General features: G+C 34.8%; 16 protein-coding genes. 14 read left to right on the top strand and 2 right to left on the bottom strand.

Annotated elements, in window-relative coordinates; all coding sequences use genetic code 11:
- Nucleotides 1–34 precede the first annotated feature (34 nt).
- From pcaF to NG806_RS18600, 8 genes are all read left to right on the top strand, one after another.
- Nucleotides 35–1,240, top strand: a complete 1,206-nt coding sequence (gene pcaF, locus NG806_RS18565) for a 3-oxoadipyl-CoA thiolase (protein WP_261510999.1) — start codon at nucleotides 35–37, stop codon at nucleotides 1,238–1,240.
- Nucleotides 1,241–1,358: 118 nt separating this feature from the next.
- On the top strand, nucleotides 1,359–1,952 hold the full coding sequence (locus tag NG806_RS18570) for an acyltransferase (RefSeq protein ID WP_261511000.1): 594 nt from the start codon (nucleotides 1,359–1,361) through the stop codon (nucleotides 1,950–1,952).
- Nucleotides 1,953–1,954: 2 nt separating this feature from the next.
- Nucleotides 1,955–2,782 carry an alpha/beta hydrolase gene (locus NG806_RS18575; protein ID WP_261511001.1) on the top strand — a complete coding sequence of 276 codons (828 nt, stop codon included), beginning with the start codon at nucleotides 1,955–1,957 and terminating at the stop codon, nucleotides 2,780–2,782.
- 64 nt (nucleotides 2,783–2,846) lie between these two features.
- On the top strand, nucleotides 2,847–3,692 hold the full coding sequence (locus tag NG806_RS18580; protein WP_261511002.1) for an aspartyl protease family protein: 846 nt from the start codon (nucleotides 2,847–2,849) through the stop codon (nucleotides 3,690–3,692).
- A gap of 42 nt (nucleotides 3,693–3,734) precedes the next feature.
- Complete coding sequence (paaZ, locus tag NG806_RS18585) at nucleotides 3,735–6,230, top strand: phenylacetic acid degradation bifunctional protein PaaZ (protein WP_261511003.1); 2,496 nt, start codon at nucleotides 3,735–3,737, stop codon at nucleotides 6,228–6,230.
- 64 nt (nucleotides 6,231–6,294) lie between these two features.
- Nucleotides 6,295–6,831, top strand: a complete 537-nt coding sequence (locus tag NG806_RS18590) for an SMI1/KNR4 family protein (RefSeq protein ID WP_261511004.1) — start codon at nucleotides 6,295–6,297, stop codon at nucleotides 6,829–6,831.
- Between the two features lie 42 nt (nucleotides 6,832–6,873).
- Nucleotides 6,874–7,611, top strand: coding sequence for a DUF4241 domain-containing protein (locus NG806_RS18595; RefSeq protein WP_214831265.1), 738 nt, complete (start codon nucleotides 6,874–6,876; stop codon nucleotides 7,609–7,611).
- Nucleotides 7,611–8,312, top strand: a complete 702-nt coding sequence (locus NG806_RS18600) for an SMUG2 DNA glycosylase family protein (RefSeq protein WP_261511005.1) — start codon at nucleotides 7,611–7,613, stop codon at nucleotides 8,310–8,312. The genes NG806_RS18595 and NG806_RS18600 overlap by 1 nt, the downstream gene beginning before the upstream one ends.
- Before the next feature lie 96 nt (nucleotides 8,313–8,408).
- Here the strand turns inward: NG806_RS18600 and NG806_RS18605 are convergent, their stop codons facing one another.
- Nucleotides 8,409–9,230, bottom strand: a complete 822-nt coding sequence (locus tag NG806_RS18605) for a T9SS type A sorting domain-containing protein (protein ID WP_214831267.1) — start codon at nucleotides 9,228–9,230, stop codon at nucleotides 8,409–8,411.
- A gap of 35 nt (nucleotides 9,231–9,265) precedes the next feature.
- Complete coding sequence (locus tag NG806_RS18610; protein ID WP_214831268.1) at nucleotides 9,266–9,808, bottom strand: phage tail protein; 543 nt, start codon at nucleotides 9,806–9,808, stop codon at nucleotides 9,266–9,268.
- A gap of 314 nt (nucleotides 9,809–10,122) precedes the next feature.
- Between NG806_RS18610 and NG806_RS18615 the strand changes: the two genes are divergently transcribed.
- The 6 genes from NG806_RS18615 to NG806_RS18640 all read left to right on the top strand — a co-directional run bounded on the left by NG806_RS18615 (nucleotide 10,123) and on the right by NG806_RS18640 (nucleotide 13,680).
- Nucleotides 10,123–10,887, top strand: coding sequence for an enoyl-CoA hydratase/isomerase family protein (locus NG806_RS18615; RefSeq protein ID WP_214831269.1), 765 nt, complete (start codon nucleotides 10,123–10,125; stop codon nucleotides 10,885–10,887).
- Between the two features lie 121 nt (nucleotides 10,888–11,008).
- Nucleotides 11,009–11,626: a hypothetical protein gene (locus NG806_RS18620; RefSeq protein WP_261511006.1), complete on the top strand. Its 618-nt coding sequence runs from the start codon at nucleotides 11,009–11,011 to the stop codon at nucleotides 11,624–11,626.
- A 56-nt stretch (nucleotides 11,627–11,682) separates the two neighbouring features.
- Entirely contained in the window at nucleotides 11,683–11,973 is a 291-nt protein-coding gene (locus NG806_RS18625; protein WP_261511007.1) for a winged helix-turn-helix domain-containing protein, read from the top strand.
- A 71-nt stretch (nucleotides 11,974–12,044) separates the two neighbouring features.
- Entirely contained in the window at nucleotides 12,045–12,884 is an 840-nt protein-coding gene (locus NG806_RS18630; protein ID WP_214831272.1) for a metallophosphoesterase, read from the top strand.
- A 6-nt stretch (nucleotides 12,885–12,890) separates the two neighbouring features.
- Nucleotides 12,891–13,187 (top strand): hypothetical protein, encoded by a 297-nt coding sequence (locus tag NG806_RS18635; RefSeq protein WP_214831273.1) that lies wholly within the window; start codon nucleotides 12,891–12,893, stop codon nucleotides 13,185–13,187.
- 187 nt (nucleotides 13,188–13,374) lie between these two features.
- Nucleotides 13,375–13,680: a Coq4 family protein gene (locus tag NG806_RS18640; RefSeq protein WP_390882524.1), complete on the top strand. Its 306-nt coding sequence runs from the start codon at nucleotides 13,375–13,377 to the stop codon at nucleotides 13,678–13,680.
- The last annotated feature ends 1 nt before the right edge of the window (nucleotide 13,681 follow it).

Consider the following 13,681-nt stretch of genomic DNA (forward strand, 5'->3'; position numbering starts at 1 on the left):
AATCTGAAGTTAGTATCTAAAAATCTAAATAAAAATGAATAACGTTTACATCATAGATTATATCAGAACTCCTATTTCAAAACTACAGGGAGGTTTATCAGAAGTTAGAGCCGATGATTTGGCAGCAGTGGTTATCAAAGAAATTATTGCCAGAAACCCTGAAGTTCCGGTAGAAGAAATTGAAGATGTTATTTTTGGATGTGCCAATCAGGCAGGAGAAGATAATCGTAACGTAGCAAGAATGGCTCTTTTATTAGCCGGGCTACCTTATAAAATAGGTGGTGAAACCGTAAATAGACTTTGTGCTTCAGGTATGTCGGCTGTTGCCAATGCGTTCAGATCTATTGCTTCTGGTGAGGGAGAAATTTATATCGCTGGCGGAGTAGAACATATGACCCGTTCACCGTATGTAATGTCAAAACCTAGTGCAGCTTTTGGAAGAGATAGCCAGATGTTTGATACCACTTTCGGATGGCGTTTTATCAACCCTAAAATGAAAGAACTATATGGTGTTGATGGAATGGGAGATACTGCTGAGAATCTTGCAGATATGCATAATATCAGTAGAGAGGATCAGGATAAATTTGCGCTTTGGTCTCAACAAAAAGCTACAAAAGCCCAGGAAAGTGGAAGATTGGCAGAAGAAATTGTAAAAGTGGAGATTCCACAAAGAAAAGGAGAGGCTAAGATTTTTGATAAGGATGAATTTATTAAACCAACTTCATCTATGGAAGGTTTGGGGAAACTTCGTCCCGCTTTTAGAAAGGAAGGAACTGTAACAGCTGGAAATGCTTCCGGAATGAATGATGGTGCTGCAGCACTTATTTTAGCAAGTGAAGAAGCGGTTCAGAAATATGGTTTAAAACCAAAAGCAAAGATCTTAGGATCAGCTGTAGCCGGTGTTGAGCCAAGAATCATGGGAATTGGTCCTGTAGAAGCTACACAAAAACTATTGAAGAGATTAAATCTTTCATTAGAAGACATAGACATCATTGAATTGAACGAAGCTTTTGCTGCACAAGCTTTAGCAGTAACAAGAAGCTTAGGATTAAAAGATGATGATATAAGAGTGAATCCAAATGGAGGCGCAATTGCCATTGGACATCCACTTGGTGTTTCAGGAGCAAGAATTATTGGTTCTGCAGCAATGGAACTTCAAAAGCAAGATAAAAAATATGCATTATGTACCCTTTGTATCGGTGTCGGTCAGGGATATGCAATGGTTATTGAAAAAATTTAGCTTACTAATGTAACGATCTAACAATGTATCAGTGTAACAATATTGATGTAATGTTGAAATGTTAATATTGTTCACTGGTAAACTGATACATTGTTAAAATAAATTAATTAAAAATACGATGAACATCTATTCATATCATGGGATTCGTCCGGTAATCAAACCATCGGCGTATATTCATCCACAAGCTGTGATTATTGGTAATGTGGAAATTGGCGAAGAAGTTTATATAGGACCCAATGCTGTCATTCGTGGAGATTGGGGTAAGATTATTATAAAAGATGGAGCTAATGTTCAGGAAAACTGTACGTTACATGTATTCCCGAATATTGAAACTATTTTAGAGGAATCTGCTCATATTGGGCATGGCGCGATTATTCATTCCGGGCATATTGGTAAAAATTGCCTTGTTGGAATGAATGCCGTTGTAATGGATAAAGCAGTGATTGGTGATGAGTGCATTATTGGTGCTTTAGCCTTTGTTCCTGCGAACTTTATATGTGGACCAAGAAAGTTGATTGTAGGAAGCCCTGCAAAGATAATACGTGATGTCTCTGATGATATGATCCGTTGGAAAACTGAGGGGACAAAATTATATCAGGAACTAGCCAGAGAAGGCAGGGAAGCTATTCTCCCTTGTGAACCTTTCTCTGAATTTGTAGAACAGACCCCAACCAAAATTGTTGATTACAGCATCTGGGCAGATATTAAATAATTATGATTAAAAAAATTTTTACCCTGTGTAGTATTTTGTTTGCATTTCATTTTGTGGTTTTAGCACAGAATGAAACTGTAAAACCACTTACTATCGGAGAAATTAGGACGGTAAAATCTAAAATATTAAACGAAGAAAGGATTTTAAATATTTACCTTCCTCAGGGTTTTGATAAAACAAAATCGTATCCGGTTATTTATTTGCTGGATGGTAGTATGAATGAAGATTTTATTCACGTTTCAGGATTAGTACAGTTTTTTAATCAGATGTATGCTATGCCCGAAACTGTTGTTGTGGGAATTGCAAATGTGGACCGAAAGAGAGATTTTACATTTCATACCGATTTAAAAGATTTACAAAAAGATTATCCTACAACTGGACATTCTGATAAGTTCATTAGTTTTCTTGAAAAAGAATTAAAACCCTATATAGAAACGCAGTTTAAAACAACTGATACATATTTGTTTGGGCAATCTCTTGGAGGACTTTTGGCAACTGAAATTCTTTTGAAAAAACCTGAAATGTTCAATAATTACTTTATCATCAGTCCAAGTTTATGGTGGGATGACGAAAGTCTTTTAAAACAGGCAAAAGAATTACTTGGCAAATCGTCAGATACAAGGAAGTTCGTTTATATTTCTGTGGGAAAAGGTGAACATCCGGTTATGGTAAAAGATGCGGAGTCTATTTATGATATTCTTAAAAGCTCTGGTAAGAAAAACTGGACCGTAGAATATAAAATGATGGAAGGAGATAATCATGCGACGATTTTGCATCGAAGCTTGTATGAGGGATTAGTAAAATTATTTCCATATAAAGAAACTAAATAAATATTTTCAGCTCAATAAGAAATATTGAGGTAAATGACCACTAACATTAACTCTTGTTTTTATCATGAAAAAACTCCTATTAATCCTAAGCTTGTTTTTGAGTTTTATTTTAAATGCTCAAAATTCTATACCGTTTACACTGAATGAGTATGGACATATTATGATTAAAGTGAAGGTGGATAATGTAGAAGGTAATTTTATTTTTGATACGGGAGCTGGCCTCAATGTTTATTTTGAGAAATTTGCGAAGAAGCTTTCAAAAAAAGAATCTTACAATTTTTTTGTAGGACACAGAGCGACCGGAGAAGCTATAGATTGTCCGCTTTATCGGTCTGAAAATCTTGTAATAGGGAAAAATAATTTCAAAGATCAGACTTATAGTACTTTTGATGTAGATTTTCCCAATATAGATGGCTTGATCTCTCTTCATACATTTCAGAATTTACCAGTGACCATTGATTATGAAAAAAGCGAATTGGTCTTTGGAGATATAAAAAATTCAGACAAGAAAAAATTTATTGATATACAGATAGCCGATGAGGCAGGTAAAGCAATTGATATTTTTACGAATGTAAAAGTAAATAATAAAATCACTATTCAGGTCTCTCTGGATTCTGGATCAGGAAAGGGAGCTTATGGTTTTAGTTCACGCTTTTTAGATGTCTTGGGATTAAATAAAGCTGATTTTAAAACCATAGAGGCAAAGAGTGATTTTAATAATGAAAAATCTAATAAAGTATATAATGGAAGTGTTGCAGAAATTGCGACCGTAAATGGGCTGGCTAAAGTTGAGAATCCTAAAGCTCGTTTTGTGGATGGGCTCATATACGAAGGTATAACAGGTATTGACTGGATTGGAAAAAAGATTACAATCAGTATTCCGGATAAGAAAATATACATTATAAAATAAATAAGACAAAATCTATATTTACAGTAAACTCTGTTTTAAATTATGGAAAAATTAAAGAATTATATCTACGGAGAATGGGTAGAAGGTACCGGAGGCGGTATTCCTTTGTATAATGCTGTTACTGGTGAACAAGTTGCTGTTTCAGATACAGAAGGACTTAATTTTGAACAAGCTCTTGATTTCGGAAGAACGATAGGCTACAAAAACTTATCCTCCATGACTTTCTATGATAGAGGGGAAATGCTAAAAAAAGTAGCATTATACCTATTAGAAAGGAAGAAGAAATATTACGAATTATCTTACAAAACAGGAGCAACACATATCGATTCATGGGTAGATATAGAGGGAGGTTTTGGTACTTTCTTTACCTATTCAGGATTAGCGAAAAGAATGCTTCCTAATACCCCATTTTGGGTAGATGGAGATACACAGAAAATCTCTACTAACGGAACTCATTTAGGAACCCATATTTTAACACCTAGTGAAGGAGTCTCTGTGCAGATCAATGCTTACAACTTTCCGGTTTGGGGAATGCTGGAGAAATTATCAACTTCTTTATTGGCGGGAGTTCCATCTATTGTGAAGCCTTCACCTTTTGGTTCTTATTTGACGAATGCTGTATTTCAGGATATGATCGAAAGTGGTGTACTTCCTGAAGGTGCTGTACAATTGGTTTGTGGGGAACCTGGAAATATTCTGGATTATGTTCAGGATGGGGATTCCGTATTATTTACAGGATCTGCCAATACGGGGAGAAAATTAAAATCCTTATCATCTGTTGCTGGAAATGCAGTACGTTTCAATATGGAGGCCGATTCTCTAAATTGCTCGATTCTTGGATTGGATGCAAAACCTGGAACTCCGGAATTTGATTTATTTATCAAAGAAGTTCGAAATGAGATGACAACCAAAGCCGGACAGAAATGTACCGCAATCAGAAGAATTATTGTTCCTGAGAATTTAATAGGTGATGTTCAGAATGCATTGTCTAAAGCTTTGGATCAGACAAAAATAGGAAACCCTTTAAGCAGGGAAACAAAAATGGGATCTTTAGTTGGAAAACAACAATATGATGAGGTTTTAAGAAAAATAAATATTTTAAAAACTGAAACCGAACTGGTATACGATGGGAAGCATGAGCTTGTAGATGCTGATTATGAAAAAGGTTCATTTATGAGTCCTAAGTTATTCTTAAATGATAAACCTTTCGAAAAGAATATCTCTCATGATGTAGAAGCCTTTGGACCTGTTTCTACATTAATGCCTTACAAAGATGCAGAAGAAGCTGCGGCATTGGCAAAAAGAGGAAAAGGAAGTTTGGTGGGGTCTATTATTTCTAATGATGATCAGTTTGTTGCTGAAACTTCTTGGAAAATGGCTTCTCAGCATGGAAGAATTTATGTGCTGAACAGAGATAATGCTAAAGAAAGTACAGGTCACGGTTCACCACTTCCAACTTTGATGCACGGAGGTCCTGGTAGAGCTGGAGGTGGAGAGGAAATGGGTGGCTTAAGTGGTCTTCATTTCTTCCTTCAAAAAACAGCTATTCAGGGATCACCTGATATCCTGACAGCTATTACTAAAGTATATCAGCAGGGAGCAGAGAAGAAAATGGCGGATAAGCATCCGTTTCAGAAATATTTTGAAGATGTTGAGGTTGGAGATTCACTGGAAACAGCAGGTCGGACAGTTACCGATGCAGATATCGTTAATTTCTCTAATGTTTCATGGGATCACTTCTATGCACATACCGATGCAACAAGTCTTACAGGAACGATCTTTGATAAAACCGTAGCCCATGGATATTTCATTCTTTCTGCAGCAGCAGGATTATTTGTTTCAGGTAAGAAAGGACCGGTAATCGCAAATTATGGATTGGAAAACTGTTCTTTCTTTAAGCCTGTTTATGCTGGAGATACTATTACGGTTTATTTAACAGCGAAAGAAAAAATCAATAGAGGGGTAAAAGGAAGAAACATCCCTTCAGGGGTTGTAAAATGGTTGGTCGAGGTAATCAATCAAAGGGATGAGGTGGTTTGTGTGGCTACAATTTTAACATTGGTTGCAAAAAAATCTCCTTTTATCGATTTAAACCTGAAGAATATTCAAAAAATCTTAAATGGTTTAACTGAAAATACCCAATCAAATTGGGGGAAAATGTCTCCACAACAGATGATTGAACATCTTGAACATGCAGTTTTGGTAAGTTTAGGCGAACCAGAAGCTGAAAAATGTTTCACACCAGAGGAGCAATTGGAAAAATGGCAGGATTCTTTATACAATCACAGAAAAATGCCGAAAGATTTTCCAGCACCTTTCCTGGCTGAAGATGAGACTTTGTTAGATTTACGTCATAAAAATCTTGAAATTGCTAAGCAGTCTTTCATGGATAACTTGAAAAGATTCTCAATTTACTACAAAGAAAATCCACAGGCAGAACATGCTAATTTTGTGTTTGGGAAGCTTAATAAAGAAATGTGGGAACTGATGCATAAAAAACATTTTACACATCACTTTGAACAGTTTGGATTAATTTAATTCAAAATAAATAATGATATTTGAGGGAGCTTTATTGGCTCCCTTTTTTAATCAACAAAATACTATGGAATTAAAATTTTTTAAGGATTTCGATTTTACCGATTTTTGGGATAATGATGACTATTCCATAAAAGAATATATAGAAATTTTTCCTAATGATGAATTAATTACATCTATTGAGCAAGACTTAGGATATAGATTACCAGACTCTTACATCGAGCTCATGAAATTTCAAAATGGAGGAATGCCAAAAAAGAACTGCTTTCCGACTTCCGAAAGCACTTCCTGGGCTGAGGATCACGTTGCAATTACTGGAATTATGGGAATAGGAAGAAATAAACAGTATTCTATTTGTGGAGCGTTGGGAAGCCAATTTATGATTGCCGAATGGGAGTATCCTGATGATGGGGTTTATATTTGTGATTGTCCTTCCGCTGGACATGATATGATTCTACTGGATTATTCAAAATGTGGTAAAAAGGGCGAGCCGGAAGTGGTGCATGTAGATCAGGAAAATGATTACAAAAAAACATTTCTTGCAAAAGATTTTGAAACTTTCATTAAAGGCCTAAAAGATGAAGAAGAATTTGATTACAATTAAATAAGGCTGTAATTTTAAGACTTAATTCAAAATATAAAAATAATGAATGAAAGCTGGATGCAAAAGTGGGATGAGGTAAAAGACAGTCTTGTTTGTCCCACAGATTTGGAAACCTATTTTACTTCTGGTGAGATTTTAGGCCAGGAAATGGAAGTGATGAATATTGGGGATGTTTCTCTTCCTTCTGGAAAAGTTATTGTAAGAGATCCTTTAGTTTATCTTAACGCTGGGGAAAAACCTTATTTTATTGAAGTTCCGAAAGGAAATTTTCCAGTGCAGATAGCGGTAGTGAAATCTGAAGAATGGGGCGATCGATATGCAGTTGCGAAAGTAGGTTTTACAGATAATAATCCGGTAATTTACCGGGAAGCTTTAATTGGACATGAAGAATTAGAAGGAGTAGGGGAAGGAGAGTATTTCGGGTTTTCTGTAGATGCGGGACTTGCCTGTATTACGGATGCAGAAGTGATTCCATACTTTGATAAGTTCCTTACAGAAATTAATGTGGAGAATATCTACGACGATTACTTTGCAGGAATTTTTGCACAAAGTTTCAAGGATAATCCCAAAAATCAAAGAGATCTGGGAGATTGGATAAACTGGACGATTCCTAATACCAGCTATCAAATACCAATGTTTGCAAGTGGATTTGGTGATGGAGCTTATCCTGTTTATTTTGCCTATGATGCTAATGATCAGATCTGTGGATTGTATATTCAGTTTATTGATATTGAATTAGCTCTTTCTGATGATGGTGAGGAAGAAGATGAAGAATTATAATGGAAGATCATACTTTTGCAGATAAAGTAGTTGAGTTCAACAAGAATCTTCATTATAATGGAGCGCTACCTGATCGTTTTCAGGTATTGAACCCATATTTTGATAATCCTGAAACAATGGATGTTATGCAGCAGTTTTATCATAAATATTATGATGATTCCATTCAAAGGAAATTTATGATAGGAATTAATCCTAGCCGTCATGGAGCGGGAGTAACCGGAGTTCCATTTACAGATACAAAACGATTGGAAAGTATTTGTGGAATATCAATGAAATCAGCTCATACTCATGAAGTATCTTCAGTATTTATGTATGATATGATTGAGCAGTATGGTGGTGCCGGGAAGTTTTATAAAGATTATTATATCAATTCTCCTTTTCCTTTGGCAATCGTAAGAAGATCAAAAAGTGGATGGCTAAATGCCAATTACTATGATGATAAAGAACTTTTTGAAGATGTAAAAGACTTTATGATCAATACTTTGAAAAAACATATCAGTTTAAATATTGATACTTCAGAAGTTTTTATCCTTGGGAAAAAGAATGCAGATTTTATTTCAAAACTTAATAAAGAAGCTCAACTCTTTGATAAAATGACGGTTCTGGAACATCCCAGATATATACAGCAGTATAGACTGAAAGAAAAACAAATATATATTGATAAATATATCTTAGCATTAAAAAATAAATCCCTTGAATAGTTCAAGGGATTTATCATTTGTGAATTAGAATCTTCTTTACGGTACAATGATAGCTTATGAAAAGTTTTCATGGTTATTAGTTTCTATTTCTGTAAGCTATTTTTTTATGATCTTATATGATCCAAAAGAAGTTTTGATTAGATATGCTCCTGATGGGAGCTCAGAAATATCTGCATCGGTTACTCCTTTTTTAATATCTATGTTTTTTACCAACTTACCTTCCTGACTGTATATTTCAGCTGTGGAATTTTCGTCAGTTTTTATAGAAAAAGCTCCAGTTGTTGGGTTCGGATAAATACTTACTTTCTCCGCTGTGGTTTTTACTTCATTAGTAGCTAATACAATTCCTGTGTCTTTTACCCAGGTAAAGGCGTCAAGATCGGCATAGGTATATAAACCACCCAAGGTGATCTGAAGTTCATCAATAATAATGTTTGAATAATTCTGTCCGTTCAGATTTGTTAAATCTATTAAAGTATGTCCATTAGTAGCCCCTAGAGACGTTGCAAAACCGGAAGTTTTGGTTTGAGTAAACTTTGTTACTCCACTCAATTTACCAGTTACAGTAAGATCTCCAATAACGGTTTGATTTAAAGCGTTGTTTGAAAGGAAAACCCAGAATCTGTTTACCTTAAACAAATTTGAAGTTGTTTTGATGCTGAAAGAAGCTCCTGGAGCTACAGAACCGGAATTGTCAATGTATCTGTTATCAACAGTTGTTCCGTTCCAACCGGTTCCCGGATAATTGGCTTGTATATCAAATGTTGAGACATGGGATATGATATTAAATATAACTCCGTTGTCAGTAAAGCTACTGCTGCCGTTAGATTCGGTTTCGAATGCTTCTGTACTTGTCTGCCCAAAAGAAAAAATAGAAATGAGCAGGCTACAGATCAATAAAAAAGTAGTGCTTTTCATAATTTTAGTATTTAGATTAGTGTAATTGTTGAATTTTAATCTCTTGGAGGGTATATTCCTGCAACACAGATAATATAATTCAGCCCAAGAAAAGGCGGCATATTATTAACAGGAAGGTTTTGTCCCATATAAGAGATTGATTGAGGATTGATTACAGTGTCTGGACTGTCATTTACATAACTAGGTACTGCGTTGAAATCTCTTCCGACCTGTGTTCCTGTTATTGCAATAGCCGATGATGATGTTGGAGTTGATGAATTGGCGTTTTTGTTGGCCACTTTCAACTGGAACCCTATCATGCTTGGCATGTTTTGTTGTTGCAGGGTTGTGGTATCACTCCCCGCTATAATACCTATTGGATAAGATTTACCACTTGCGCTACCTGCTCCTAATGCCATACGTCCAATTAAGTTTGGTAAAGCAAAGGTAGTTACTCCATCTCCGCCATATGTTGTTCCTAACAAAGAAAATAAAGCGCTGTTATTTGAGATGCTTAGCAGTCTTCCATCGCAGAGCATCCAATTTCTTGGTGCAAAATTTCCTGCAAATAGTTTTACTATGCCCATGTATTCTTCCATAATAATAAGTTTTTTAGGTTTTTAATTTTTTCTATTCTTTTTGGCTTTTAAAAGCAGTTCTGAATAGTTTGTATTTTAATATCCCAAAGGAACAATATATATGAGTTTGCGGGTAGAGTAGAAAGTACCAAATTAAGGACTCCGTATTTTTACGTATTACTATTTCTATAAAAAATAAATGATAAAAACTGACATTGTATTTATAGTAAATTTATAACAAATAAAAAAAGACGAAATACTTAATTTGTATAGGTTTAATTTTCGTTAAAAGCCTGTAATTACTATTTTTGTATTTATCCAATATAAATTTAAAAATGAACGAATTCGTAATATCAGAGCTTAAAAATAATATCGCCGAAATCACTTTCGGAACACCTAAAAGTAATGCACTTCCCGGAGCTATTTTGGAAAAGTTGGCCCAGACCATTTTAGATGAAGGAGCAAAGGGTGAGGTGAAAGCTATTCTTGTAAAAAGTGAAGGTGAAAAAGCTTTCTGTGCAGGGGCAAGCTTTGATGAACTTTTGGCAATTGAAGAACTTGACGCTTCTACAAAATTCTTTGGAGGTTTTGCTAAAGTTTTAAATGCGATGAGAAATTGTGGTAAAATAGTTGTGGTAAGGGTACAGGGGAAAACAACAGGTGGTGGAGTAGGTATCGCTTGTGGAGCTGATTATTGTTTCGCAACGAAAGATTCCGCACTGGCTTTAACTGAGATTAATTTAGGAATTGGTCCCTTTGTGATTGGTCCATATGTAGAAAGGAAAATCGGAAAATCCCAATTCTCTGCAATGGCTATTGATGCTGATTTCAGAACTGCAGAATGGGCAGAACAGCATAATGTATACCATTCAGTTTCAGACAATATTGAAGAGATGGATTTAAAACTGAATAAATTTCTACAAACTCTCGCATCAAGAAGTAGTGATGCTTTAGCTTTAATTAAAAAAGTATCTTGGGAGGGGACAGATCATTTTAATGAACTTATGCCTGCGAGAATTCATATGAGTGCAAGTTTGATTTTAGAAGATTCTGCAAAGAAAAATATTGAATCTATCAAAGAAAGATTAAGAGCAAAATAAGTATTTGTTATCATAAATAAAAAACCGTTGATTGTGGTCGACGGTTTTTTATTTGAAATTTATTAAATAATATTTTGGAGATTAAAAATAAATTATAACTTTGTATTTCAAAGTTCTTTATATGGATTCAAAAAACTATCACGAAGATCTATCTCATATCCGTTCCATGATGGAGAGATCTTCAAGATTTATTTCATTGAGTGGATTGTCTGGAGTTGTTGCTGGTTTAGTGGCACTAATTGGTGCAGGCTATGTTTATTTTGTTCTTAAAAGAAATGGAATTGACTATTTCGAAGGAGATCGAAACATATACAGTATGGCTTTGGTTAAAGAATTGGTGATTATCGGAACTTTGATTTTATTTGCTGCCATATTAAGCGGATATATTTTTACTGCTAATAAAAGTAAAAAGAAGGGTCTTAAAATATGGGATGGCACTACCAAACGTCTATTAATAACTTTTTGCGTCCCTTTAATAACGGGTGGTGTCTTCTGTCTTGCTCTTCTCTTTCATCATCTTTTTGTATGGATTGCACCAGCTACTTTGATTTTTTATGGGCTGGCTTTGGTGAGCGCTGAAAGATATACTTTGACTGATGTAAAATACTTGGGATATTGTCAAATCATTTTAGGATTGATCTCATTATTTTTTCTGGGATGGGGACTGCTTTTCTGGACCGTGGGTTTTGGTATTCTGCATATAGTATATGGATTAATTATGCATAAGAAATATAAATAAAAATATAAATTTGCGGTTCGAAAAAAACTAAACCCTGCAACCTGATAACTGAAATTATGATTAAAATAAATCAGCTCAATAAAGAATTCGAAAGTCGCGTAAGACTAGGCATTATGTCTGTCCTTATGGTCAACGACTGGGTTGATTTCTCAGAAATGAAAAGTTTATTGGAAATTACAGATGGTAATTTAGCGAGTCATAGTAATGCGTTAGAAAAAGCTGGATATATAGAGGTGAAGAAAGAATTTGTAGGAAAAAAACCAAAAACATCATACAGAGTGACCCAAAATGGAAGACTGGCTTTCACAGAACATTTGGATGCACTGGAAAAATTAATAGGACGTTAGACACATATATTTTTTTACAAATTTACTTTGTATTTCAAAGTTCTTTGTTAAAATGAATTTAAAAAATATCAATGACAAGAAAAACATTTTTAAAAAGACTTATGCAGGCTTCAGTAATCGGGGCATTCCCAGCATTGTATTCGTGGCAGGTAGAACCTTTTTGGGTAGAATTTGTTGAAAGAAAACTTCCGATTAAAAACTTACCCGAAGCACTGGAAGGCAAAATATTAATGCAGATTTCAGATTTACATGTGGGAAATCGCTTTGACTGGAAATTTCTTATTGAATCTTTTGAAAAAGCACGACCGTTCAAGCCTGACTTTGTAGTCTATACCGGGGATTTTGTGAACCACGGAACTTTACAGGAACAAAATGATTTAAGAGTGGTAATGGAGAACGCTGTTTATGGCAGTTTAGGAACTTTTGGGATTTTAGGAAACCATGATTATGGACCGACCTGGAATGATATAGGGCTTTCACGAAGTATCTGTGGGGTTTTAAATGATTTTGGAATTGAGATGCTTAATAATGAACAACGAGAAAAGAACGGTCTTAATTTTATCGGATTTGAAGATCTTACTTCTCCCAATTTCGACCCAATGCAGGTAATGAAAGATTATGACCCTTTAAAAGCTAACCTTGTTCTCTGCCATAATCCTGATGTATGCGACAAAGATATCTGGAATAATTACAAAGGCTGGATTTTAAGTGGACATACCCATGGAGGTCAATGTCGGATTCCCGGGGTGATTACTCCTATACTTCCCGTGAAAAATAAAAAATATGTCTCTGGAGAAATCAATTTAAAAGATGGAAGGATGCTTTATATCAATCGGGCTATTGGACATTCTTACCAGGTTCGTTTTATGGTTCGCCCGGAAATTACAGTTTTTACTTTAACAAATTCTTAGTGTAATATGAATAATAAACAAATTTTAAACATTGGAAAATATGTGTTCGGATCTTCATTTTTATTCGGAAATATATGTCTTTTCGGATATCTCATAACCAGAGTTGATCTATTCGCAGTGAGTGGTTTTATGTTGCTTATTTTTGGATCCGTTCTTAATCTTTTAGTGATATTGGGATTGTTGATTTATGGCTTTGCCTATAAATCTAAACTTAACACTTGTTTACAGGCAACGAGTATACTCCTGGCCAATATTCCTATAGCTATCCTTTACACAGTCACTGGACTCAGTCTATTAAAATAATCAAAGTATGAAAAAATTACGTGTTCGCTTTTTACTTTTTGTGTATGATAAAACTCAAAAATTGTACAGAAAGTATTTTAAGAAAAAGAAAAGGCAATGGTAGTTTAATGAGCAACAACTGCTTAGCTTCAGTGAGGATTCTTTAGGAAGAAAGCTGGGTGAGTTTTATAAACGTCATGGATTTACAATGATCCCAAAAATGGAAAATCATGATGTACATCATCTTATTACTGGATGTGGAACCAACTTTGAAGATGAAATTGCGATGCAATTCCTACTTCTAGGAAACGGAAAGATCAATGCTCACCTTTTGGCAGCAATTGTATTAGGAACATTGATATTACCGGAATATTCTAAAATGTACCTGCAGGCATATAAAAAAGGCAAGAATATGAGGCCTTTTCACCATTGGGATTTTGAAGCTTTATTGTGGCAAAACTTCGAAAATCTGAAAGATTTCATTCAACAAAAAAATATAATAACCCATTATTAAT

Origin of the sequence: Chryseobacterium paludis, assembly GCF_025403485.1 — a bacterium.
Lineage (GTDB): Bacteria > Bacteroidota > Bacteroidia > Flavobacteriales > Weeksellaceae > Chryseobacterium > Chryseobacterium paludis.

Excerpts from the sequence above, each read along its gene's own strand:
- pcaF (WP_261510999.1), top strand. The coding sequence starts at position 35 with ATGAATAACGTTTACATCATAGATTATATCAGAACTCCTATTTCAAAA.
- NG806_RS18570 (WP_261511000.1), top strand. The coding sequence starts at position 1,359 with ATGAACATCTATTCATATCATGGGATTCGTCCGGTAATCAAACCATCG.
- NG806_RS18575 (WP_261511001.1), top strand. The coding sequence starts at position 1,955 with ATGATTAAAAAAATTTTTACCCTGTGTAGTATTTTGTTTGCATTTCAT.
- NG806_RS18580 (WP_261511002.1), top strand. The coding sequence starts at position 2,847 with ATGAAAAAACTCCTATTAATCCTAAGCTTGTTTTTGAGTTTTATTTTA.
- paaZ (WP_261511003.1), top strand. The coding sequence starts at position 3,735 with ATGGAAAAATTAAAGAATTATATCTACGGAGAATGGGTAGAAGGTACC.
- NG806_RS18590 (WP_261511004.1), top strand. The coding sequence starts at position 6,295 with ATGGAATTAAAATTTTTTAAGGATTTCGATTTTACCGATTTTTGGGAT.
- NG806_RS18595 (WP_214831265.1), top strand. The coding sequence starts at position 6,874 with ATGAATGAAAGCTGGATGCAAAAGTGGGATGAGGTAAAAGACAGTCTT.
- NG806_RS18600 (WP_261511005.1), top strand. The coding sequence starts at position 7,611 with ATGGAAGATCATACTTTTGCAGATAAAGTAGTTGAGTTCAACAAGAAT.
- NG806_RS18605 (WP_214831267.1), bottom strand. The coding sequence starts at position 9,230 with ATGAAAAGCACTACTTTTTTATTGATCTGTAGCCTGCTCATTTCTATT.
- NG806_RS18610 (WP_214831268.1), bottom strand. The coding sequence starts at position 9,808 with ATGGAAGAATACATGGGCATAGTAAAACTATTTGCAGGAAATTTTGCA.
- NG806_RS18615 (WP_214831269.1), top strand. The coding sequence starts at position 10,123 with ATGAACGAATTCGTAATATCAGAGCTTAAAAATAATATCGCCGAAATC.
- NG806_RS18620 (WP_261511006.1), top strand. The coding sequence starts at position 11,009 with ATGGATTCAAAAAACTATCACGAAGATCTATCTCATATCCGTTCCATG.
- NG806_RS18625 (WP_261511007.1), top strand. The coding sequence starts at position 11,683 with ATGATTAAAATAAATCAGCTCAATAAAGAATTCGAAAGTCGCGTAAGA.
- NG806_RS18630 (WP_214831272.1), top strand. The coding sequence starts at position 12,045 with ATGACAAGAAAAACATTTTTAAAAAGACTTATGCAGGCTTCAGTAATC.
- NG806_RS18635 (WP_214831273.1), top strand. The coding sequence starts at position 12,891 with ATGAATAATAAACAAATTTTAAACATTGGAAAATATGTGTTCGGATCT.
- NG806_RS18640 (WP_390882524.1), top strand. The coding sequence starts at position 13,375 with ATGATCCCAAAAATGGAAAATCATGATGTACATCATCTTATTACTGGA.